This is a genomic window from Mesorhizobium comanense (assembly GCF_005503535.1).
Taxonomy (GTDB): Bacteria; Pseudomonadota; Alphaproteobacteria; order Rhizobiales; family Rhizobiaceae; genus Mesorhizobium; species Mesorhizobium comanense.
Map to the genome: position 1 here is coordinate 121189 of NZ_SCNN01000007.1, position 20829 is coordinate 142017.

25 protein-coding genes are annotated in these 20829 nt (G+C 66.3%); 24 read left to right on the forward strand and 1 reads right to left on the reverse strand.

Translation table 11 applies throughout. The features are described 5' to 3' along the window. Window positions 1-146 precede the first annotated feature (146 nt). The 6 genes from FFS37_RS14470 to FFS37_RS14500 all read left to right on the forward strand — a co-directional run bounded on the left by FFS37_RS14470 (window position 147) and on the right by FFS37_RS14500 (window position 6137). Window positions 147-2276, forward strand: coding sequence for a ParB/RepB/Spo0J family partition protein (locus FFS37_RS14470; RefSeq protein ID WP_137931635.1), 2130 nt, complete (start codon window positions 147-149; stop codon window positions 2274-2276). A 69-nt stretch (window positions 2277-2345) separates the two neighbouring features. Beyond that, on the forward strand, window positions 2346-3389 hold the full coding sequence (locus FFS37_RS14475; RefSeq protein WP_137931636.1) for a DUF7146 domain-containing protein: 1044 nt from the start codon (window positions 2346-2348) through the stop codon (window positions 3387-3389). Window positions 3390-3707: 318 nt separating this feature from the next. Further along, the gene (locus FFS37_RS14480) at window positions 3708-4634 is read left to right on the forward strand and encodes a DUF2493 domain-containing protein (RefSeq protein ID WP_137931637.1); all 927 of its coding nucleotides are present in this window, start codon (window positions 3708-3710) and stop codon (window positions 4632-4634) included. A gap of 148 nt (window positions 4635-4782) precedes the next feature. Continuing rightward, window positions 4783-5223: a DUF4175 domain-containing protein gene (locus tag FFS37_RS14485; RefSeq protein WP_137931638.1), complete on the forward strand. Its 441-nt coding sequence runs from the start codon at window positions 4783-4785 to the stop codon at window positions 5221-5223. A gap of 70 nt (window positions 5224-5293) precedes the next feature. Next, the gene (locus tag FFS37_RS14490) at window positions 5294-5584 is read left to right on the forward strand and encodes a hypothetical protein (RefSeq protein WP_137931639.1); all 291 of its coding nucleotides are present in this window, start codon (window positions 5294-5296) and stop codon (window positions 5582-5584) included. Window positions 5585-5813: 229 nt separating this feature from the next. Next, window positions 5814-6137 carry a DUF736 domain-containing protein gene (locus FFS37_RS14500; protein WP_137931640.1) on the forward strand — a complete coding sequence of 108 codons (324 nt, stop codon included), beginning with the start codon at window positions 5814-5816 and terminating at the stop codon, window positions 6135-6137. A gap of 153 nt (window positions 6138-6290) precedes the next feature. Here the strand turns inward: FFS37_RS14500 and FFS37_RS14505 are convergent, their stop codons facing one another. After that, window positions 6291-6518, reverse strand: a complete 228-nt coding sequence (locus FFS37_RS14505; protein ID WP_137931805.1) for a helix-turn-helix domain-containing protein — start codon at window positions 6516-6518, stop codon at window positions 6291-6293. Window positions 6519-6704: 186 nt separating this feature from the next. Between FFS37_RS14505 and FFS37_RS14510 the strand changes: the two genes are divergently transcribed. From FFS37_RS14510 to trbJ, 18 genes are all read left to right on the forward strand, one after another. Continuing rightward, the gene (locus tag FFS37_RS14510) at window positions 6705-6968 is read left to right on the forward strand and encodes a DNA -binding domain-containing protein (protein ID WP_137931641.1); all 264 of its coding nucleotides are present in this window, start codon (window positions 6705-6707) and stop codon (window positions 6966-6968) included. A gap of 126 nt (window positions 6969-7094) precedes the next feature. Continuing rightward, window positions 7095-7322 carry a transcriptional regulator domain-containing protein gene (locus FFS37_RS35770; RefSeq protein WP_171026274.1) on the forward strand — a complete coding sequence of 76 codons (228 nt, stop codon included), beginning with the start codon at window positions 7095-7097 and terminating at the stop codon, window positions 7320-7322. A gap of 46 nt (window positions 7323-7368) precedes the next feature. After that, on the forward strand, window positions 7369-7875 hold the full coding sequence (locus FFS37_RS14515) for a DUF2285 domain-containing protein (RefSeq protein WP_232375666.1): 507 nt from the start codon (window positions 7369-7371) through the stop codon (window positions 7873-7875). A gap of 153 nt (window positions 7876-8028) precedes the next feature. Further along, window positions 8029-8319: a helix-turn-helix transcriptional regulator gene (locus tag FFS37_RS14520; RefSeq protein ID WP_137931643.1), complete on the forward strand. Its 291-nt coding sequence runs from the start codon at window positions 8029-8031 to the stop codon at window positions 8317-8319. Continuing rightward, a complete protein-coding gene (parA, locus tag FFS37_RS14525; RefSeq protein ID WP_137931644.1) occupies window positions 8316-8954 on the forward strand; it encodes a ParA family partition ATPase in 639 nt (212 codons plus the stop codon). Before FFS37_RS14520 ends, parA begins: the two co-directional genes overlap by 4 nt. Then, window positions 8951-9205 carry a hypothetical protein gene (locus FFS37_RS14530; protein ID WP_137931645.1) on the forward strand — a complete coding sequence of 85 codons (255 nt, stop codon included), beginning with the start codon at window positions 8951-8953 and terminating at the stop codon, window positions 9203-9205. Before parA ends, FFS37_RS14530 begins: the two co-directional genes overlap by 4 nt. Then, on the forward strand, window positions 9202-9708 hold the full coding sequence (locus tag FFS37_RS14535) for a DUF2840 domain-containing protein (protein WP_137931646.1): 507 nt from the start codon (window positions 9202-9204) through the stop codon (window positions 9706-9708). Before FFS37_RS14530 ends, FFS37_RS14535 begins: the two co-directional genes overlap by 4 nt. After that, complete coding sequence (locus FFS37_RS14540) at window positions 9705-10250, forward strand: S26 family signal peptidase (RefSeq protein WP_137931647.1); 546 nt, start codon at window positions 9705-9707, stop codon at window positions 10248-10250. Before FFS37_RS14535 ends, FFS37_RS14540 begins: the two co-directional genes overlap by 4 nt. A 45-nt stretch (window positions 10251-10295) precedes the next feature. Next, complete coding sequence (locus tag FFS37_RS14545) at window positions 10296-10631, forward strand: DUF736 domain-containing protein (protein WP_137931648.1); 336 nt, start codon at window positions 10296-10298, stop codon at window positions 10629-10631. Window positions 10632-10634: 3 nt separating this feature from the next. Next, window positions 10635-11396, forward strand: a complete 762-nt coding sequence (locus tag FFS37_RS14550) for a lytic transglycosylase domain-containing protein (RefSeq protein WP_137931649.1) — start codon at window positions 10635-10637, stop codon at window positions 11394-11396. A gap of 244 nt (window positions 11397-11640) precedes the next feature. Then, window positions 11641-13380 (forward strand): relaxase/mobilization nuclease domain-containing protein, encoded by a 1740-nt coding sequence (locus FFS37_RS14555; RefSeq protein ID WP_137931650.1) that lies wholly within the window; start codon window positions 11641-11643, stop codon window positions 13378-13380. 31 nt (window positions 13381-13411) lie between these two features. Beyond that, the gene (locus FFS37_RS14560) at window positions 13412-15400 is read left to right on the forward strand and encodes a conjugal transfer protein TraG (RefSeq protein WP_137931651.1); all 1989 of its coding nucleotides are present in this window, start codon (window positions 13412-13414) and stop codon (window positions 15398-15400) included. Between the two features lie 8 nt (window positions 15401-15408). Then, a complete protein-coding gene (locus FFS37_RS14565) occupies window positions 15409-15840 on the forward strand; it encodes a ribbon-helix-helix protein, CopG family (protein WP_137931806.1) in 432 nt (143 codons plus the stop codon). A gap of 172 nt (window positions 15841-16012) precedes the next feature. Further along, entirely contained in the window at window positions 16013-16996 is a 984-nt protein-coding gene (gene trbB / locus FFS37_RS14570; RefSeq protein ID WP_137931652.1) for a P-type conjugative transfer ATPase TrbB, read from the forward strand. Then, entirely contained in the window at window positions 16993-17325 is a 333-nt protein-coding gene (locus tag FFS37_RS14575; RefSeq protein WP_137931653.1) for a TrbC/VirB2 family protein, read from the forward strand. The genes trbB and FFS37_RS14575 overlap by 4 nt, the downstream gene beginning before the upstream one ends. Next, window positions 17325-17606 carry a VirB3 family type IV secretion system protein gene (locus FFS37_RS14580; protein ID WP_012112765.1) on the forward strand — a complete coding sequence of 94 codons (282 nt, stop codon included), beginning with the start codon at window positions 17325-17327 and terminating at the stop codon, window positions 17604-17606. Before FFS37_RS14575 ends, FFS37_RS14580 begins: the two co-directional genes overlap by 1 nt. 10 nt (window positions 17607-17616) lie before the next feature. Beyond that, window positions 17617-20055 carry a conjugal transfer protein TrbE gene (gene trbE, locus FFS37_RS14585; RefSeq protein WP_024924695.1) on the forward strand — a complete coding sequence of 813 codons (2439 nt, stop codon included), beginning with the start codon at window positions 17617-17619 and terminating at the stop codon, window positions 20053-20055. Further along, a complete protein-coding gene (gene trbJ, locus FFS37_RS14590; RefSeq protein ID WP_024924694.1) occupies window positions 20052-20813 on the forward strand; it encodes a P-type conjugative transfer protein TrbJ in 762 nt (253 codons plus the stop codon). The genes trbE and trbJ overlap by 4 nt, the downstream gene beginning before the upstream one ends. Window positions 20814-20829: the final 16 nt, after the last annotated feature.

Genomic DNA, 20829 nt, shown 5'->3' on the forward strand with positions numbered 1-20829 from the left:
ACCGGGAGTCGCGGAGCCGGGTCCACGGCTCCGCGCCTTTACGATTCCGCGCAGCCCCAGCCTCCTAGAGGAAGAGGGCTGCGCTCGCTTCGTGACGGGTTGAGGCCGAGAGAGAGTCTCACGGCCGCCCGTCATGGAGAATGACCATGACCCGAGTTCAGAAAATCGTCCTGTCCTCATCGCGGGACATCCCGTTCAACAAGCTGGTGCTGAGCCAGTCCAATGTCCGCCGGATCAAGGCCGGCGTCTCGATCGACGAGCTGGCCGAGGACATCGCCCGGCGCACACTCCTGCAGAGCATCACCGTGCGGCCGGTTCGCGACACTGAAGGCGTCGAGACAGGCATGTTCGAGGTTCCGGCCGGCGGCCGCCGCTTCCGCGCGCTCGAACTCCTGGTCAAGCAGAAGCGCCTGGCCAAGACCGCGCCCGTGCCCTGCGTCGTGCGCGAGGACGGCATTCCCGAGGAAGACAGCCTCGCCGAGAACGTCCAGCGCGCGCCGCTTCACCCGCTCGATCAGTTCCGTGCCTTCCTAGCGCTACGCGAGAAAGGCCAGTCCGAGGAGGACATCGCGGCGGCCTTCTTCGTCGCCGTGTCCGTCGTCAAGCAGCGCCTCCGCCTTGCGGCCGTCTCGCCCAAGCTGCTCGACGTCTATGCCGACGACGGCATGACGCTGGACCAGCTCATGGCGTTCACGGTCAACGGCGACCACGAGCGTCAGGAGCAGGTGTTCGAGCGCCTGAGCCAGTCCTACTCCAAGGAGCCGCATGTCATCCGCCGGATGCTCACCGAGGGTGCCGTGCGGGCATCGGACAAGCGCGCGCAGTTCATCGGCCTCGACGCCTACACCGAGGCGGGCGGCGTGATTCTGCGCGACCTGTTCCAAGGTGATGATGGCGGGTGGCTGCAGGATGTCGGTCTCCTCGACATGCTGGTGGCCGAACAACTGCGCGATCAGTCCGAGGCGATCCGCGCTGAAGGCTGGAAGTGGATCGATGTCGCGCCCGACTTTGCCTACGGCCACACCTATGGCCTGCGGCAATTGCGCGGCGAGCAGGTTCCGCTCACCGACGATGAGCAGGCGACGCGTGACGCGCTGCAAGCCGAGATGGACGGTCTGGAGGGGACCTACGCCGAAGCCGAGGAACTGCCCGACGAGGTCGATCAGCGGCTCGGCGAGATCGAGACGGCGCTTGGCCAGCTCGACGATCGCCCCCAGGCCTTCGATCCCGAAGAAATCGCGCGAGCTGGCGCCTTCGTCAGCATCGACGGTTCGGGCGCGCTGCGCATCGAGCGTGGCTATGTCCGCCCCGAGGACGAACTTCCGATCGCCCCGGAGAACGACGCCGAGACCGATCCGGCCGACCAGCCGACGATCGCGGCGCGAACCGAGCATGACGGTACGAGCGTGGCCGCAGGCACGGAGCCTCCTGCGGATGAGCCCGAGGAAGACGATGGTATCAAGCCGATCCCCGACCGGCTGATGACTGAGCTGACGTCCCATCGGACCCTCGCACTTCGCCACGCCCTGGGCGAGAATCCCGACATCGCCTTCGCCGCCGCGCTTCACGCCCTGTGCCTCAAGGTGTTCTACCGCTACTCGCAGGACACCTGTCTGGAGCTCGACCTGAAGAGCGCGGGATTCAGCGCTCAGTCGCCGGGTCTTGCCGACAGCGCGCTCGCCGTCGCTTTCGACGCCCGGCATCAGGCTTGGCTCAACGCGCTGCCGAAGGAACCGGCCGATCTTTGGGATGGGCTCATTTCGTTCGACACAGACAGCCGCCAGGCGCTGTTCGCTCATTGCGTCTCGCTGTCGGTCAACGCGATTTATGAGGCCTACAATCGCAAGCCTCGCGCGCTGGCCCACGCCGACCGGATCGCCCAGGCCGTCGATCTCGACATGGTCGCAGCCGGCTGGACGCCGACGATCGGCAATTATTTCGGCCGGGTGACCAAGGCTCGCATCCTCGCAGCCGTGCGGCAGGCGAAAGGTGAGCGGGCGGGTGACCGCATCGAGCACCTCAAGAAGGCCGAGATGGCGGAGCAGGCCGAGACGCTGCTCGCGGGGTCCGGATGGCTGCCGGAGCCGCTCCGCACGCCCGGTCGCGATGTGCCGAATGCCGTTGAGTCCGACGCCATTGACCCTGTGGAAGCAGACGCCGATGCGGCGGGCGAAGAAACGACGGCGGACGGCGGCGAAACGGCCGTGGTGGAAGATGAGGAAGTGGCCGAGGATGACTCGATCGCGCTCGAAGCCCACGCGACCGCGGCCGAATAACGAAGGAGCTAACCGCACTGCCAGGGGCCCGCCAGCGATGGCGGGCCCTTTTTCGTCTCGGAGGACACGATGTCGGAAGATGCATCCGATCTGGCACGCCGTATGGCCAGGCAGGCTGAGGCGGCCTGCCGTCATTATCTTTCCAACGGCCGCCGTGAAGGACGTTATTGGCTGGTCGGCGATGCCCGCAACACGCCGGGGCGGTCCATGTTCGTCCGCTTGAAGGGCGCCGAATCCGGCAAGGGCGCTGCCGGCAAATGGACCGACGCCGCCACTGGCGAGCACGGCGATCTACTCGACATCATCCGCGAGAGCCGCGGCCTGGTCGACTTCAAGGACGTCGCCGATGAGGCGCGAACCTTCCTCAGCCTTCCCCATCCCGAGCCCGAGCGGCAATCAAATCCGCGGCAGACGCCAGCTCCGACGGGATCGCCGGAGGCGGCACGCCGGCTCTTCGCCATGTCGCAACCGATACCAGGCACGGCCGTGGAAACGTACTTACGCCAACGCGGCATCACGGCTTTGCACGAAACCGGATCGCTGCGCTTCCATCCCCGATGCTATTATAGGCCGGACGAGCACAGTCCGACCGAGAACTGGCCGGCGATGATCGCATCCGTCACCGATCTTGGCGGCCGGATCACCGGCGCGCATCGTACCTGGCTTGCACCCGACGGCAGCGGCAAGGCGCCGATTGACACGCCGCGGCGAGCGATGGGCGACCTCCTCGGCCATGCGGTCCGTTTTGGCGTGGCGCGTGACGTGATGGCGGCCGGCGAAGGAATCGAAACCAATCTGTCGCTGCGAATGGCGGCGCCCCGCATGCCGATTGTCGCCGCTCTATCGGCCGCGCACCTCGCAGCCATCCTGTTCCCGGCAACTCTACGCCGACTCTACATCGTGCGTGACGACGATCCGGCCGGCGACGGCGCGCGCGACAGCCTGATCGAACGGGCGAACGCTGTCGGGATCGAGGCGATTGTTCTGTCGCCGACGCTCGGAGACTTCAACGAGGATCTCAGACTGATCGGCATCGTCGCGCTCCGGGCCAACGTCCGCGTCCAGCTCGCCCCGGAAGATGTCGCGCGCTTCATTGCGGCCGAGGCGATGTAGTTCCGGAGGGGTGCGACAAGAGCGGCGGCGCTGTCAGCGCGATCGCCCTGGCTGCTTCCCATCTCGCCGGAGAGACCGCGACCCGGCCTTCGAGAGGGCGATCGGCCGTCAAACGGTCCAGCCCCGCAATGGCTGCGCCCGGTTCTTTTCCGCCGGCCCTTCGGGCCTTTGCATCGCGAAGCAAAACAACCGGGCTTCGCCATCCTCCGCTGACGCTTCGGCCCTGCGCTTCGCTTCGGGTGCAGGCCCGGCCCGCCCGACGGCTTTCGTCGCCAGAAGGCCGCGAGGGTCGCGGTCAGACCGACGAAGGAGCATCCCATGACGAGCGATCGTGACGACTTCGAGCCCCATCACGCTTCATCGCCTACCGACCACGTTCTCACCGAACTTCAGCTTTACGGCTTTCGCCCCTTCCAGGACGAACTCGACCCGAGGCCGCTGCCCGAGGGAAACGCCGTCGCCGGCGCCATCGCCGACATCTTCGACGCTCTCATTGTCACCTTGCAGGAAACCCGCCTCGAGCCCGACCTCGACGATCTGCTCTGGTCGACGGTCAATCTCTTCCACCGCGCCACCGGCCGGATCGAGCGCGAGCTCGACGACAACGAGCAGGCGCAGCGGCGGAGCCAGCGGGAGCAGGACGGCTCCGAGGTGAAGTCCGTCGAGCTGGAGCGGCTCACCGCCGAGGGACAGACGCTCATCGAACGCCGTGACGCCTTCGAATTGATGCGCGACCAGGCTGCCGAGCACTTCGAGCGCCATACCGGATCATCCTGGCGCCCGCGCGGCGGATCGATGGTCAACCACCGCACCATGACTTCGGCCATGATCGACAGCCGTGATTTTCTCGCCGCCAAGCGCCGCGCCGAAACCGAAGTGATGCTGCCGGCCGGTCCGAAGATCGCCTTCACCGGCGGTCTCGACTTCAACGACCACCGGCTCATCTGGGCCAAGCTCGATCAGGTGCACGCCAAGCATCCCGACATGGTGCTGCTGCATGGCGGATCGCCGAAGGGCGCCGAGCGCCTCGCTGCCCGCTGGGCCGACCATCGCAAGGTTCCGCAGGTCGCCTTTAAGCCCGACTGGACGAAACACGCCAAGGCTGCACCGTTCAAGCGCAACGATCAGATGCTCGAAGTCCTGCCCATTGGTGCCATGGTATTTCCGGGAACCGGCATCCAGGGCAATCTTGCGGACAAGGCTCGCAAGCTCGGCATCCCGGTTTGGAAGTTCGGCGGCGCGTGAGCGCCTCCCAGCTCAACCTGCTCGCGGGAGCGGAAGTCCAGCCGGATTTCCACTCCCGTTTTCACTCAATTTCAGCTACGCTCAGGTCGCGCCATGGTGGTGGTGGAAGGCGCGACCGTCAGACCTTTTCTCACGGGAGACCATCGCCATGATCTTCATCGGCATTCTCGCTAGCATCGCGGCAATCGGCGCCCTTTGCTGGCTTCTGTTCACACTCGCCGTATTTGCGCTGCCGGTCTTTGCCGGCGCCACCGCTGGCGCTTGGGCTTATCAGACCGGCGCAGGATGGATCGGCGGCATCGTCGTCGGCATCGTCGCCGCCGCACTGACGTTCGGCATCGGCCAGTTCCTGCTCGCCTTCGTGCGGCCGCTCTGGCTGCGCCTCGCGATCGCGATCGCCTTCGTCGCGCCCGCTGCGCTCGCCGGCTATCACGCCACCCATGGCATCGTGCAGCACACCATGCCCTCCGATACGTGGCAGATCGTCTTTTCCGTCATCGGCGCGATCGCGGTTGGCGTCACCGCGTTCGTGCGGGTGACGGCTATGGCGGCGCCCGGACCGTCGGGGCGGGGCTTGGCGCGCGCCTGACGCTATCAGCAGCAGAGGCGGGACCATCGGCCGATCTTCACCGCGCCGCCCTCGTGATCGAAACCCCGAGATGGCGGTCGGCGCCGCTTGGACCTTTGCCTCGGCCAACCCGTGTCGCGTCATCGCAGCCTTACGCCGGAGCAGCGAGACGCCGTTCAGTCACGCGATCAAAACACCGGTGCGCTGGCTTTCTTGCCGGAGCGGTGTCGGCGTCGAGATGCGGTCAAGCCTGGACTGGTTCTGTGGAATCGCCGACTCCGTTGTTGCCGATATCCGTAACGGCAGTGCCGTGCTCGCCACGTTCTCCTTGATCCATCTCTGTCTAACCGACCGCTCCAAAACGGCCTCTTCAATGGGCTGATCTGGCCGAAGGCCGGCTGCGCCTCGATCGCCTATGCGGCAATGGCGCCGATCGACTTTCTTCCCCTGCCGGCTGCGCCGTCATTCCTCGCGAAACAACAAAGTCGCCTGGCTGCCATCCTCCGCTGCGCTCCGGTCGCAAGCGATGCCGCGTCAATCGCCTTCGGCCTGCCGATCGCCATCGAGGCCGCAATGGTGCGGGCTCGGAACAGAGTTCAAGGAGAACTACCATGGCGACCATCGGCACCTTCAAGAAGACCGGCAACAACTACACCGGCGAAATCGTCACCCTCAGCGTCCAGGCCAAGAACGTCCGCATCGTCCCTGAGGAGACTCGCTCCAACGACAATGCCCCTTCGCACCGCGTCTTCGCCGGCAAGGCCGAGATCGGCGCCGCCTGGTCCAAGCGCTCGAACGAAGGCCGCGACTATCTGGGCCTCAAACTCGACGATCCGAGCTTCACCGCCCCGATCTTCGCCAACCTCTTCGACGACGAGGACGGCGAGGGCTACAGCCTCATCTGGTCCCGCCCCAGCCGCCGCAACGCGGATTGACCGCCTGGCTCTGGACGCCCCGCCCGAACCTCGGGCGGGGCAAGTCCTTCAGAGTTCGTCATACCGTTTTTCGCATTGTCGGCTTTACGTGTCGGCGCTTTAACGGCTTTGCCCGTTTCCGCCGATCCGGCTGTGCTTGGGCCTCGCCGAGACTCACGTCTCAGCTTCCTCCACCCTCTCATCCAGAAGATCGGCGGGTCTCACGCCCAACGCTTCCGACAAATGCCACATGGTCAACAGCGTGACGTTCTGCTGGCCCCGCTCCATCCCGCTCACATAGGCGCGGTCCACACCCATTTTCACGGCGACCGCCTCCTGGCTCAGACCGGCCGCGATGCGATACCTCCTGACGTTGGCTCCAAAGATTCTGCGAATGTCCATCCGCAGGATAGGAGACAATCGTGCATTATATCGCTACGTGCTATAATACACGGCCACGCCGTCTGCGCGTGATGCCTACGGCGGGCTGCCGCGATGCGTGAAAAGCATCGGGAAATTTCAGCTATCGGTCTGGTTTGCATTGGGAATGCGGATACGATCGGTTAACCAAAGAAGATGAGCGCGCCGATGACCGTCATTACCTTCCAGGACCGTCCGCCCGATGGCGACCGCCTGACAGGCTACGATGAAAGCCATCTTGCTCTCTATATCCGGCTCCTCGACGCCGCCGCCGAAGGCGCCGACTGGCGCGAGGCTGTGCAGATTCTTTTCGCGCTCGATCCCGACCGCGATCCCGACCGCGCCCGGATGGTTCATGACAGCCATCTCGCCCGCGCCCGCTGGATGACCACCACCGGCTATCGCGAGCTCCTCCGTCCCCGCGTGTCATAAAGCGGGACACTCCTCCCGGTTGTAAGAGGCATCACGCCGCGCAGTTTCGGGGGCTTCCGCCGCGCCTCGTCAGCGGCGAGGCTCAGCGCGTAGGGGGCCACTCAAAGCGCGGGCGAGGAGACGCGTATGGCCGAGCCGCCCGATTGGCGATTGCAGACAACCGAACGCGCGCTGAACCGGCTGGAGCGGCAGGGGCTCGCGTGGGAGTTCCTGCGCCGGAATCCCGACTATCGCAGCGACTATGACCGTCTGCGCGGCACGCCGGCCATCCGGTCAAGCGCTTCATTGCCCCATAGGAGCGCAGCCCAGAAGTGGGGGCTGCGATTTCCTGCTGGAGCCCGATCGCTCCGCTGACGAGACCGCGATCTTCTGGCGGCCCGAGCTGGTCGCCAGTGTTCTGATGCTTGAAGTCGCGCCGGCCGTCTTTCGCACGGCCCGGCGGCTCGAACAACTCGACCTGACCCAGGCCATCCTGCACGCGCAGCCTGGCGGTGAAGGCGCGATCGTACTGGCCGATCCCGACGGTGATCATCATTTGGTCGTCGGCGCCATCGACCTGACCCAACCGCTCGCCGTCCTCCTGCCACTCGACGATAGCTTCCACAGCCGCGCCGAAGCAGCCTTGCGATTCCAACGCCGCCTATTTGGACGCGCCGCCGGTCCGCTACCGCGCGCGCTCACGCTCACGCCGCGTCACCGCTTGCGACTGGTGCGCATGGTGCGCGCGCTCGATGGCCGATCCACTGGCGCGACTTATCGCGAAATCGCCGGCGTGCTTTTCGACACACCCCGGCAATCCGCCACCGAATGGAAAACCTCGTCCATCCGCGCTCAGACGATCCGGTTGGTCAAGGACGCGCAGACAATGATGCGCGGCGGCTATCTCCGCTTGCTCGCCGGCCGCTGATCGCGCTCCGGCTCCCCTCCGATGTGACCACCAGGGGGGTACGCGCACGCAGGGGCCTCACTCCGTCATCCACCCGGACGCCGGTGGTTCGCCATCGTGGTCGCCGCTTCGCCACTACACGCCGGCGGGGCAGCCGATGCACCGGAGGCCCCAATGTCAGCTGCGCGACCCGACCCCCCGCCACGCTATCTCCGCACACCCGAGGCGGCGCGCTTCCTCGGCCTATCCGGTCGCACGCTGGAGAAGCACCGCACCTACGGCACGGGACCGGTCTATCGCAAGCTGGGTGGCCGCATTGTCTATGCCCTCGACGATCTACAGGCTTGGGCGGATCGCGGCACACGGCAGTCGACATCAGATCCGGGCCACGGTGTTGTCCACCCTGCAAAACGACAGGCGACGCCCGCCGGGGGAATGCCCGTGCGACGCGGCGGCGCATCATGATCGTCGCGCTCCTCAATCAGAAGGGTGGCGTCGGCAAGACGACGCTCGCGCTGCATATCGCCGGTGAATGGGCTCGGCGAGGAAAGCGCGTCGTTCTCATCGACGCCGATCCACAAGGCTCGGCGCTCGACTGGTCGCAGCAGCGCGCGCGCGAAGGCCTGGCACGCCTGTTTGGTGTCGTCGGTCTGGCGCGAGATACGCTTCATAGCGAAGCGCCGGAACTGGCGCGAAGCGCCGATCACGTCGTGATCGACGGGCCACCGCGTGTCGCCAGCCTGATGCGGTCCGCGCTGCTTGCCGCCGACCTGGTGCTGATCCCCGTGCAGCCATCGCCTTTCGATGGCTGGGCGTCGGCGGAGATGCTCTCGCTGCTCGGCGAGGCGCGGATCTATCGTCCCCAGCTCGCCGCCCGCTTCGTCCTCAATCGATGCGCCGCGCGCACCATCATCGCCCGCGAGACTGCTGAAACGCTCGCCGACCATGATCCGCCGGTGCTCGCGTCCACCATCGGTCAGCGCGTCGCTTTCGCTGACACCGCGCGGTCCGGACGCCTCGTCTCGGAAATCAACGAGCACGGCCCGGCAGCGCGCGAGATCACCGCGCTCTGCGCCGAGATCGGGAGGATCGCGCCATGACAGAGCGATCCAACAAACGTGCCTTCGCTGCACGTCCCGCCGATCCTGAGAGCTGGATCAAAGCCTCTGATCCGCGCCCCGCGCGCGGCGGCGACGCGGCGAATTTCTCCGCGCGGCTCACCATCGACGTGACGCCCGACCTTCGCGGCCAGATCAAGATCGCCGCGTTCCAGCGCGGCGTGACGGTCGCCGAGATGCTGCGCGAATTGCTCGCTCGCGAATTTGCCCCGATCGAAGGAGGGACGCCATGAGCGGTGCGCCCCACTTGCGTCGCGTGGCGACGCCGACCGTGGTTGGTCTGACCCACGTCGAGCTGACCTGGATTGAAAAGAAGGTCGAATACTGGATTCGGTTCGGCCAGGACGTTCAGGAACAGATTCTCGACCGACGCCGGCGCGTGGTCAGCTTCCCGCCCCACAGTGTCTTCGCCTTCGTCCGTTGGGCGGCCAACGACTTTGGCACGATCATCTCGCGCATCGACATCGTGCGTGCGATCTCGCCAGGCGAACACTACCAAACTCTGCCGTTCGTGCGTCCCGGCGGCGACATCCTGCTGAGGATGGACGGCTGGCCCAAGGTTGAACGCGTTCTGCAGATCGTCGACGCCATCGAGTCGATCGGCATCAATCCTGCGGAGGTCTCGCCGCATCATTGGCGGCACGTTCACAATCGTCTCGCTGCCGGCCAAGAGCCGCGCAGCTACACGGCCGAGCAGCATCGCGCCATCCTTCTGCGCCGAAGGGTCGAGCCATGAGCCGCTTCGGCTACGTCATGACGACGTACTTCACCGTGATGCTGATCGGTGGCCTGTCCTTCATCCACATCACGCCCCGGCTGATCTGGAACGCGTCCGCCAGCACGCCAATCGGACTCTATTCGCTCGATCGGTCGCCGCAGCTCGAAGTGACGGACCTCGTCGCCGTGGACGCCCCGGAGCCGCTCGCATCGTTCCTCGCCGAGCGTGGCTACGTGCCGCGCGGCGTCCCCCTCATGAAACGTGTCGCGGCTCTTCCCGGCCAGCAGGTCTGCCGCGCCGACGCACACGTCACCGTCGACGGCGTCGCGATGGGCGAAGCGCTGACGCGCGACCGTCTCGGCCGCGATCTGCCCGTTTGGCAGGGCTGCCGGCGCATCGCGGGCGGCGAAATCTTCCTCATGAACTGGTCCGTCGAGGACAGCCTCGACGGTCGCTACTTCGGTCCGATTTCCACCCGCTCGATCATCGGTCGCGCAACGCCCGTGTGGACCGATGAAGACGGGAGCGGCCGCTTCCAGTGGCGCGCCGCGACGCGGTGAACGACGCGCCTATCCGACCTCACCGCACAGCAAAGGAGTCTTCCCATGCCGCAGATCGGCGAATTCACCCGTACGAAGAACGGCTACGCCGGCCACATCCGCACGCTCTCGCTGGACGTCGAGATCGTGCTCGTCCCCGCTGAGCACACCGACGCCGAGAATGCGCCGGACTATCGTGTTCACCACGGCAACGATGACGGACCTGAGATCGGCGCCGGATGGAAACGCACCGGCGAAAAAGCCGGCGATTACGTCTCCCTGCAGATCGACGATCCCACCTTGGTCCAGCCGATCCGCGCGAACCTGTTCCAATCGACCGAGGACAAATCGGCCTGGAACCTGCACTGGAATCGTCCGCCCAAGCGCGGCGAGCGGGACTGAACGATGTCCGGCCCGCGCCATCAAACTGTCGTCGGGCGGCCAAATGCCGTCCGACTGACAGCCATCCTTCTCCTTTCCGGCCTGCTCCTCGGCGCGCCGTTCAACGCCACAGCGAACGCTCAGAACGCACCGGCCACGCGCACGGCGCCGGCCCATCCGTTCGCCACCTACATTGAAGAGGCCGCACAGCGTTTTCGCATCCCGGCCGCGTGGATTCGCGCCGTCATGCGCGCGGAAAGCGCTGGCGATGTGCGTGCGATCTCCTCTGCTGGCGCGATGGGCCTGATGCAGATCATGCCGGATACCTGGGCGGAGCTGCGCGTCCGCCATAGGCTCGGGCGTAATCCTTACGATCCGCGCGACAACATCCTGGCCGGCGCGGCGTATTTGCGCGAGATGTATGATCGCTACGGTTCGCCGGGTTTTCTTGCGGCCTACAATGCGGGACCAGGGCGCTACGAAGAGTATCTCGCGGGCCGCCCGTTGCCGGCCGAGACCCGCGCGTATGTGGCCGCATTGGTCCCTTCCTTCGGCGGCGGTGACCTGCCCGGTGCAATCACCGTCGCCGCGGCTGATCCTCGCGCCTGGACTCGCGCGCCGTTGTTCATCACGCGCGCTGACGGCGTGACCAGCGTCGATCCAGCGCAGACGGAAGTCCCTCCGGACGACGCTTCGGCAGCAGCTCCGGTGCGCGAGGCTTCCGCTAACACGCCGCAGTCTGCGGGCCTGTTCGTCGCGCGATCGGATGGTGGAGGCCCGCGATGACGGCGCTTCGCCCGGATCGTGGTCTGGCGGGCTCCAGCGCATCATGGAGTGCGTGGAGGGGGAAGCAGGGCAACACAACCGCACGATGGCAGGATAAAGGGGCGCGATGTGCGCCTCGGTTCGGTTGTGCTTTTTCAATGGCTTACGCTGCGAATTCGCGAGGTGCGCCTGTTCGGCGCAGCCTGCGGCTCCGGCGATTTCATAAGCAAATCAGCGCTATCGCGCGATGTGCGGTCTTGCCGCCATGAGCGACGACAACGATTTCCGCGTCCGGCCAGGCCGCATCCGCTCGACGCGCGCGCAGCGCGCGAGACCGTTCATCGCCCAAGCGTTGGCCGCCGCCCAGCGCGCGGGCGGATCGGTCTCCCGGCAAGGGACGATCGGTCCCGGCCACCGCTCTCGGTTCGGCCGCGGCCAGCGTGCATCGTTGCAGGCCAATCGGCTCATCACCTCCCGCTCGCGCGGCGCTGTCGTCAAGGCGCGTGTGGTCCGCCACGGCGGACGCAACGCACCGCTCGCGACCCACCTGAACTATCTGCGCCGCGAGGGCGTCACCCGGGATGGAGAGAAGGCCCGGCTGTTCGGGCCTGGCGCCGATGACGCTGACCCGAAGGCGTTCGCGGAGCGGTGCGAGAATGACCGGCATCATTTCCGGTTCATCGTATCGCCCGACGACGCCGTCGAAATGGCGGACCTCAAGACCTTCGCGCGCGATCTCGTCGGGCAGATGGAAAAAGACCTCGGCGCCAAGCTCGATTGGGTCGCCGTCGACCATTGGAACACCGAGCATCCGCACCTCCACCTGATTGTGCGTGGCGTGCGCGAGGATGGCGAAAACCTCGTCATCTCCCGCGACTACATCAAGGAGGGCATGCGCGACCGGGCGCGCGACCTGATCACCCAAGAACTCGGACCGCGCACCGATCATGAAATCCGCCGCACGCTCGAGCGCCAAGTCGACACGGAGCGCTGGACCAATCTTGATCGGCAGCTCGCCCGCGACAGCTACCGCACCGGCGTCGTCGACCTCGCGCCGCGGCCCGACCGCCAGCCTGACGAATTTCATGCGCTCAAGGTCGGACGCCTGCGAAAGCTTGAGTCCCTCGGCCTCGCCGATCAGATCGGTCCCGGCCAGTGGGCGATTTCGGAGAACGCCGAGACGACGCTACGCCAGCTCGGTGAACGCGGCGACATCATAAAGCGCATCCATCGCGGCCTGACCGAACACGGCATCGAGCGCGGCGCGTCCAACTATGTGCTCGCCGGGGAAAGCCTGGACGATCCTGTCGTCGGCCGGCTGGTCGCCCGCGGTCTCGACGATGAGCTGAAGGGTACAGCCTATGCCGTGGTCGACGGCATGGACGGCCGCACCCATCACATCAAGCTGCCCGATCTCGACGCCGCCGGCGATAGCGCGCCCGGCTCAATCGTCGAGCTGCGCAGGTTCGACGACGCGAAGGGGCAGCGTCGCGTCGCGATGGCGGTCCGATCAGACCTCACCATCGAGCAGCAGATCACCGCGACCGGCGCCACTTGGCTTGATCGACAGGCGATCGCCCGCGAGCCGGTTGCGCTCGGTGGCGGGGGCTTCGGCGCGGAGGTGCGCGACGCCCTGGACCGGCGCGCCGAACACCTGATTGGGCGAGGTCTGGCCGAACGTCAGAACCGCGGCGTCAGCTTCAGCCGCAACCTGATCGAGACGCTCCGCCGGCGCGAGTTGGACGCCGTGGGCGCCAAGATCGCGGCAGAGAGCGGCCGCCCATTCAATAAGGCTGCGGCGGGGGAATACGTCGCTGGCGCCTACCAGCGGCGCATCGCGCTCGCCTCCGGCCGCTTCGCGATGATCGATGACGGCCTCGGCTTCCAGCTCGTGCCCTGGTCGCCCTCACTCGAAAAGAAACTCGGCCGGCATGTCTCCGGTCTCGCGCGCAGCGATGGCGGCATCGACTGGAGCTTCGGCCGCAAGCGGAGGCTGAGCCTGTGAACAGCGCGCCTCATCAAGAAAGGACTCCACTATGTCGGCCACCAAAATCCTCTGGGGCCAGATCCTTGTCGTCTCCCTGATTGTGCTCGCGACCACCTGGGCCGCGACGCAGTGGACGGCATGGCAGCTCGGCTTCCAGCCGCAGCTCGGCCGGCCATGGTTCGAACTCTTCGGCTGGCCGATCTACTATCCGCCGGCCTTCTTCTGGTGGTGGTACTTCTACGATGCCTATGCACCGCACGTTTTCGTCGAGGGCGCCTATATCGCGGCATCCGGCGGCTTCATCGCCATCGCGGTCGCCATCGGTATGTCGGTCTGGCGCGCGCGCGAGGCCAAGAATGTCGAGACCTACGGCTCGGCGCGCTGGGCGCGAGCCGATGAAGTCCGGGCGGCCGGCCTGCTTGGACCCGATGGTGTGGTGCTCGGCAGGTTCGACGGCGCCTATCTTCGTCATGACGGACCTGAGCATGTGCTGTGCTTCGCCCCGACCCGCTCCGGCAAGGGCGTCGGCCTTGTTGTGCCGTCGCTGCTGACCTGGCCAGGCTCCGCCATTGTTCACGACATCAAGGGCGAGAACTGGCAGCTCACCGCCGGCTTCCGCGCCCGACACGGCCGGGTGCTGCTGTTCGACCCGACCAACGCGAAGTCGTCCGCCTACAACCCGCTGCTCGAGGTCCGCCACGGCGAATGGGAGGTTCGCGACGTCCAGAACATCGCCGACATTCTCGTCGATCCCGAAGGGAGTTTGGAACGCCGCAATCATTGGGAGAAGACGTCCCACGCGCTGCTGGTCGGCGCCATTCTGCACGTTCTATACGCCGAGACCGACAAGACGCTCGCCGGCGTCGCCGCCTTCCTGTCCGACCCCAAGCGGCCGATCGAGTCGACGCTCGCCGCCATGATGAAGACGGCGCATCTCGGCGAAGCTGGACCGCACCCGGTCATCGCGTCGGCGGCGCGTGAGCTGCTGAACAAATCAGACAATGAGCGGTCCGGCGTGCTGTCCACCGCCATGTCGTTCCTCGGGCTTTACCGCGATCCGGTAGTGGCCGAAGTGACTCGCCGCTGTGATTGGCGCATCACCGACATCGTCGGCGGGACGCGGCCATCGACGCTCTACCTCGTGGTGCCGCCGTCCGACATCGCGCGCACCAAGCCGCTGATCCGGCTTCTCCTCAACCAGATCGGACGCCGCCTGACCGAGGACCTGCGGGCAAAGGGAGGCCGACACCGTCTGCTCCTCATGCTCGACGAGTTTCCAGCGCTCGGGCGCCTCGACTTCTTCGAGTCCGCGTTGGCCTTTATGGCCGGCTATGGCCTGAAGAGCTTCCTGATCGCGCAGTCGTTGAACCAGATCGAGAAAGCCTATGGCCCGAACAACTCGATCCTCGACAACTGCCATGTCCGCGTCAGCTTCGCGACCAATGACGAGCGGACGGCCAAGCGCGTGTCGGATGCGCTTGGCACCGCGACCGAGATGCGGGCAATGCGGAACTATGCCGGGCACAGGCTGAGCCCATGGCTCGGCCATCTGATGGTGTCGCGATCGGAGACCGCGCGCCCGCTGCTGACGCCGGGCGAGGTGATGCAGCTCCCACCCGCCGACGAGATCGTCATGGTTTCCGGAACGCCGCCGATCCGCGCGAAGAAGGCGCGCTACTTCGAGGATCGTCGGTTTCAGGAACGCATCCTGCCACCGCCGGCGCTGGCAAAGACAGCGGCGGCAAAGCCGGACGACTGGAGCAAGATGCCGCTGCCGCCGCGGCCGGAGATCGAGGGCGCCGCCGCAAAGGATGGCCAGGGCGACGACGAGGATCCGACCGGCTCGGAACGCCGCCACCAGCCCGAGCTGAACAAGGCCGGGACCGTCGAGAAGAAGGCGCCGATCAACAACGAGTTCGACCTCGATGGTCCCGACGACGCCGATGACGACGCCGCGCGCGCACGCCGGCTGAATCAGGTGATGCAGGGCGTCGCGCGGCAGGTCTCGCTCGATCCCAACGATGGGATGGACCTCTGAGCGTGGCGATCATGAAGATTCCGAAGAAGCAGCGCCTCTCGGTCTATCTCGATCCGGACATCATGAAGGCGCTCACCGCTTATGCCGCGCGTCGCGATCAATCGCGATCCTTGGTCGCGGAAGCGGCGATCGCATCCTTCCTGTCACCCGACACCGCCGAGCGCCAGGAAGCCGCGACCACCAAGCGATTGGACCAGCTCGACCGGCGCATGACACGCATGGAACGCGACCTCGGCATTTCCGTGGAAATGCTCGCGGTGTTCGTCCGCCACTGGCTCACCACCAACCCGCCGTTGCCGGAGCCAGCCCAGGCGGCCGCACGCGCACAGGCGGGCGAGCGGTACGACGCCTTCGTCGCCGCGCTCGGCCGGCGACTCGCGAAGGGACCGAAGGTGCGTGAGGAGATTTCCGAAGACGTCGCAGGTGTCCCGGGCGCGTAATAATCGTCGCCCCGGGCATCGCAAGAGTTTGTCCGTTCCGCCGTCGCCCTGTCTTTGTACGCCAGAGCACTACGACCCCATCCTGCTTGTTGTCATGACCTGATTTCTGCCTCTTCTACTGATCCCCGATCCAGGGCCGCGTGTTTGCGGTCCCGCGCAGAACGGGGACGACATGGCGGTTTCTCACCAGCAATCAGAGGCGATCCTGCGAGGCGCGCGCATGTTGCGCACAGCCCTCGGCCCCGCCATCGCCGGATTCCTGGAAGACCCGTCGATCGTCGAGGTGATGCTCAATCCCGACGGGCGGCTCTGGATCGACCGCCTGTCCGAGGGGCTCTCCGACACCGGAGAACGGCTCTCGCCCGCCGACGGCGAACGCATTGTTCGCCTCGTTGCGCATCATGTCGGCGCCGAGGTCCATTCCGGTTCACCGCGCGTTTCGGCGGAGCTTCCCGAAACGGGAGAGCGGTTCGAAGGCCTCCTGCCTCCGGTCGTGACGGCCCCGGCGTTCGCAATCCGCAAGCCTGCCGTCGCCGTCTTCACGCTCGCTGATTACGTCGCCGCCGAGATCATGTCGGCCGAACAGGCTGAGATCCTCCGCCGCGCCGTCGCGGACCGCCGCAACATCTTGGTTGCCGGCGGCACCTCGACCGGCAAGACGACACTCACCAACGCCTTGCTCGCCGAAGTGTCGAAGACCTTCGACCGCGTCGTTCTGATCGAGGACACGCGCGAGCTGCAATGCGCCGCGCCCAACCTGGTCGCCATGCGGACGAAGGATGGCGTCGCATCGCTCTCCGATCTCGTCCGCTCCTCGCTTCGCTTGCGCCCCGATCGCATTCCGATCGGAGAGGTGCGCGGCGCCGAGGCGTTGGATTTGCTCAAGGCATGGGGGACGGGCCACCCGGGCGGCATCGGCACGATCCACGCCGGCACCGCGATCGGCGCGCTGCGCCGCCTCGAGCAGCTCATTCAGGAAGCCGTCATCACCGTCCCGCGCGCGCTGATCGCCGAGACCATCGATCTCGTCGCCGTGCTCAGCGGCCGCGGCTCGACCCGTCGCCTCGCCGCACTCGCCCGCGTCGAAGGCCTTCAGCCGGACGGCGACTACCGCGTCATCCCCGCAACCCAGCCCGTCTCAGGAGACCCCGAATGATCCGTCATGCCTTGCTCGCGCGCCGTCATATCGCGACAGCCGTGTCCGTCACCGTCGTCAGCATGATGCTGGCGCCGGCGGCTTATGCTTCCGGCTCATCGATGCCGTGGGAAGCGCCGCTGCAATCGATCCTCGAATCCATCGAGGGGCCAGTCGCCAAGATCATCGCGGTGATCATCATCATCATCACCGGCCTCACGCTCGCCTTCGGCGATACGTCAGGCGGCGCGCGGAAGCTGATCCAGATCGTCTTCGGCCTGTCGATCGCCTTCGCCGCGTCGAGCTTCTTCCTGTCGTTCTTCTCTTTCGGCGGCGGAGCGCTCGTTTGATGGCGAGCTTGATCGATAGCGCCGGCGAAGTGCCAGGCTACGCCGTCCCGGTCCATCGCGCGCTCACCGAGCACATCCTGCTCGGCGGCGCGCCGCGTTCGATCGCCATCCTCAACGGCACGCTGGCGGCGGCGCTCGGCCTTGGCCTCCGCCTCTGGCTGGTCGGTCTCGGACTCTGGGCGATCGGCCATTTCGCCGCCGTGTGGGCGGCAAAACGCGATCCGCAATTCGTCGACGTGGTGCGCCGCCACCTGCGCATCCCCGGCCATCTGAGCGCGTGAGGCCACTCCGATGATGAACCTCGCCGAATATCGCCGGACCTCAACCCGCCTCGCGGATTTCCTGCCCTGGGCCGCGCTCGCGGGCGAGGGCATCGTCCTCAACAAGGACGGCAGCTTCCAACGCACCGCTCGCTTTCGCGGTCCCGACCTCGATTCCGCGGTGCCGGCCGAACTTGTCGCCGTCGCCGGCCGCCTCAACAACGCCTTCCGCCGGCTTGGCTCGGGATGGGCGATCTTCGTCGAGGCGCAGCGGCATGGCGCCGGCGCCTATCCGGCGAGCCGCTTTCCCGAGGCCGCGTCCGCCCTGGTCGACGCCGAACGCAAAGCCGATTTCGAGGAAGACGCCTCGCACTTTGAGTCCAGCTACTTCCTGACCTTCGTCTACCTGCCACCGGCCGAGGACGCCGCCCGCGCCGAAAGCTGGCTGTATGAAGGCAAGGCCGACAACGGTCTTGACCCACATGAGGCGTTACGCGGCTTCGCTGATCGCACCGATCGCGTGCTCCAGCTCGTCGAGAACTTCATGCCGGAATGTGCATGGCTCGATGACGGCGAGACGCTGACTTATCTTCATTCGACCGTCTCGACCAAACGCCATCGTGTGCGCGTGCCCGAGACGCCCATGTATCTCGATGCGCTGCTGGCCGATCAGCCGCTCACGGGCGGATTGGAGCCGCGCCTCGGCGACAAGCATCTCCGCATCCTGACCATCGTCGGCTTTCCGACCGCGACCACGCCCGGGCTGCTCGATGACCTCAACCGGCTCGCCTTCCCGTATCGCTGGTCGACGCGCGCCGTCCTTCTCGACAAGACCGACGCCACCAAGCTGCTCACCAAGATCCGCCGGCAATGGTTCGCCAAGCGCAAGAGCATCATGGCGATCCTGAAGGAGGTGATGACCAACGAGGCGTCGGTCCTCGTCGACACCGATGCGGCGAACAAGGCGGCCGATGCCGATCTCGCGCTTCAGGAACTCGGCGCGGACTATGCCGGTCAGGCCTATGTCACCGCGACGGTCGCCGTCTGGGACGCCGATCCACGCATCGCCGCCGAGAAGCTGCGCCTGGTGGAGAAGATCGTTCAGGGCCGCGACTTCACCGCGATGGCTGAGACGATCAACGCCGTCGACGCCTGGCTTGGCTCGCTGCCCGGCCATGTCTACGCCAACGTCCGGCAACCGCCGATCTCGACGCTCAATCTCGCCCACATGATTCCGCTGTCGGCGGTGTGGGCGGGGCCGGAGCGGGACGAGCATTTCGGGCAACCCCCCTTGCTTTATGGCAGGACCGAAGGCTCGACCCCGTTCCGGTTTTCCCTTCATGTCGGCGATGTCGGTCACACGCTCGTCGTCGGACCGACGGGCGCCGGCAAATCCGTGCTCCTGGCGCTGATGGCGCTCCAGTTCCGGCGCTATCCCAACTCACAGGTTTTCGCCTTCGACTTCGGGGGAAGCATCCGAGCCGCGGCGCTCGCGATGGGCGGTGACTGGCACGATCTCGGCGGCGGTTTGACCGAGGGCGTGGCCGACAGCGTGTCGCTGCAACCGCTCTCCGGCATCCACCACGTGCCGGAACGCGCGTGGGCGGCGGATTGGATCGTCGCCATCCTGCAGCGCGAGGGCGTGACGATCGAGCCGGAGGTGAAGGAATACATCTGGACTGCGCTGACCTCGCTGGCGAGCGCGCCCGTCGGCGAACGCACGCTCACCGGACTGGCCGTCCTCCTTCAATCGAACGATCTCAAACAGGCGCTCCGGCCCTATTGCGTCGGCGGCGCCTGTGGCCGGCTGCTCGACGCCGAGAACGAGCATCTTGGCGAAGCCTCTGTGCAGGCGTTCGAGACCGAGGGCCTGATTGGCACCGGCGCCGCACCGGCCGTGCTCGCCTATCTCTTCCACCGCATCGAGGACCGCCTTGACGGCAGCCCCACGCTGCTCATCGTCGATGAAGGCTGGCTGGCGCTCGACGACGAGGATTTCGCTGGTCAGCTCCGCGAGTGGCTGAAGACACTGCGCAAGAAGAACGCCTCCGTCGTCTTCGCCACCCAATCGCTTTCCGACATCGACAGCTCGGCGATCGCGCCCGCCATTGTCGAAAGCTGCCAGACCCGGCTGCTGCTGCCGAACGAGCGCGCGATCGAGCCGCAGATCACCGCGATCTACCGTCGCTTCGGACTCAACGACCGCCAGATCGAGATCCTCGCCCGCGCGATGCCGAAGCGCGACTACTACTGCCAATCCCGGCGGGGCAACCGGCTCTTCGAGCTCGGTCTGTCCGAGGTGGCGCTGGCGCTGTGCGCCGCTTCCTCGAAGACCGATCAAGCCGCCATCGAACGCGTCATCGCCGAACATGGACGCGAGGGCTTTCTGCCGGCCTGGCTGCGGCTGCGTGGCGTCGCCTGGGCCGCCGACCTCATCCCCAACCTTAACAACCTGGAGACACAGCCATGATCTTCCGTCGCTCACGCGCGGCGCTTCTTGCCGCGTCGATCCTTTCCATTCCCGTGGCGATGTCGCCCGTGATGGTCCAGCCGGCGTCCGCGCAATGGATCGTCTACGATCCAACGAACTACGTGCAGAATGTGCTCTCAGCGGCTCGCGCGCTGGAGCAGATCAACAACCAGATCAGCTCGCTTCAGAACGAAGCGACGATGCTGATCAACCAGGCGCGCAACCTCGCAAGCCTGCCTTACTCCTCGCTTCAACGCCTGCAGCAGTCCGTGCAGCGGACGCAACAGCTCCTCGGCCAGACGCAGCGCATCGCCTACGACGTCCAGCAAATCGACCAGGCGTTCACATCGACTTACGGCAATGCGTCGATGTCGGCGTCCGACCAGCAGCTCGTCGCGCAAGCGCGCGAGCGCTGGCAGAACACGGTCGGCGGCTTGCAGGACGCCATGCGGGTGCAGGCCGGCGTCGTCGGCAACATCGATACCAACCGCGCCGAGATGTCGGCGCTCATCGGCCAAAGCCAGGGCGCGACCGGCGCCTTGCAGGCGGCGCAGGCCGGCAATCAGCTCCTCGCGCTCCAGGCCCAGCAGCTCGCCGATCTCACGGCCGTCGTCGCTGCGAACGGACGGGCCCAGGCGCTGACCGAAGCCGAGCGCGCGGCGGCTGCCGAGCAGGGTCGCGAGCAGCGCCGCCGCTTCCTGACCCCCGGCAGCGGCTATCAGCCCGGCAACGCCCGCATGTTCCCGAATGGCAACTAAGGCCCCTCGCGAGGAT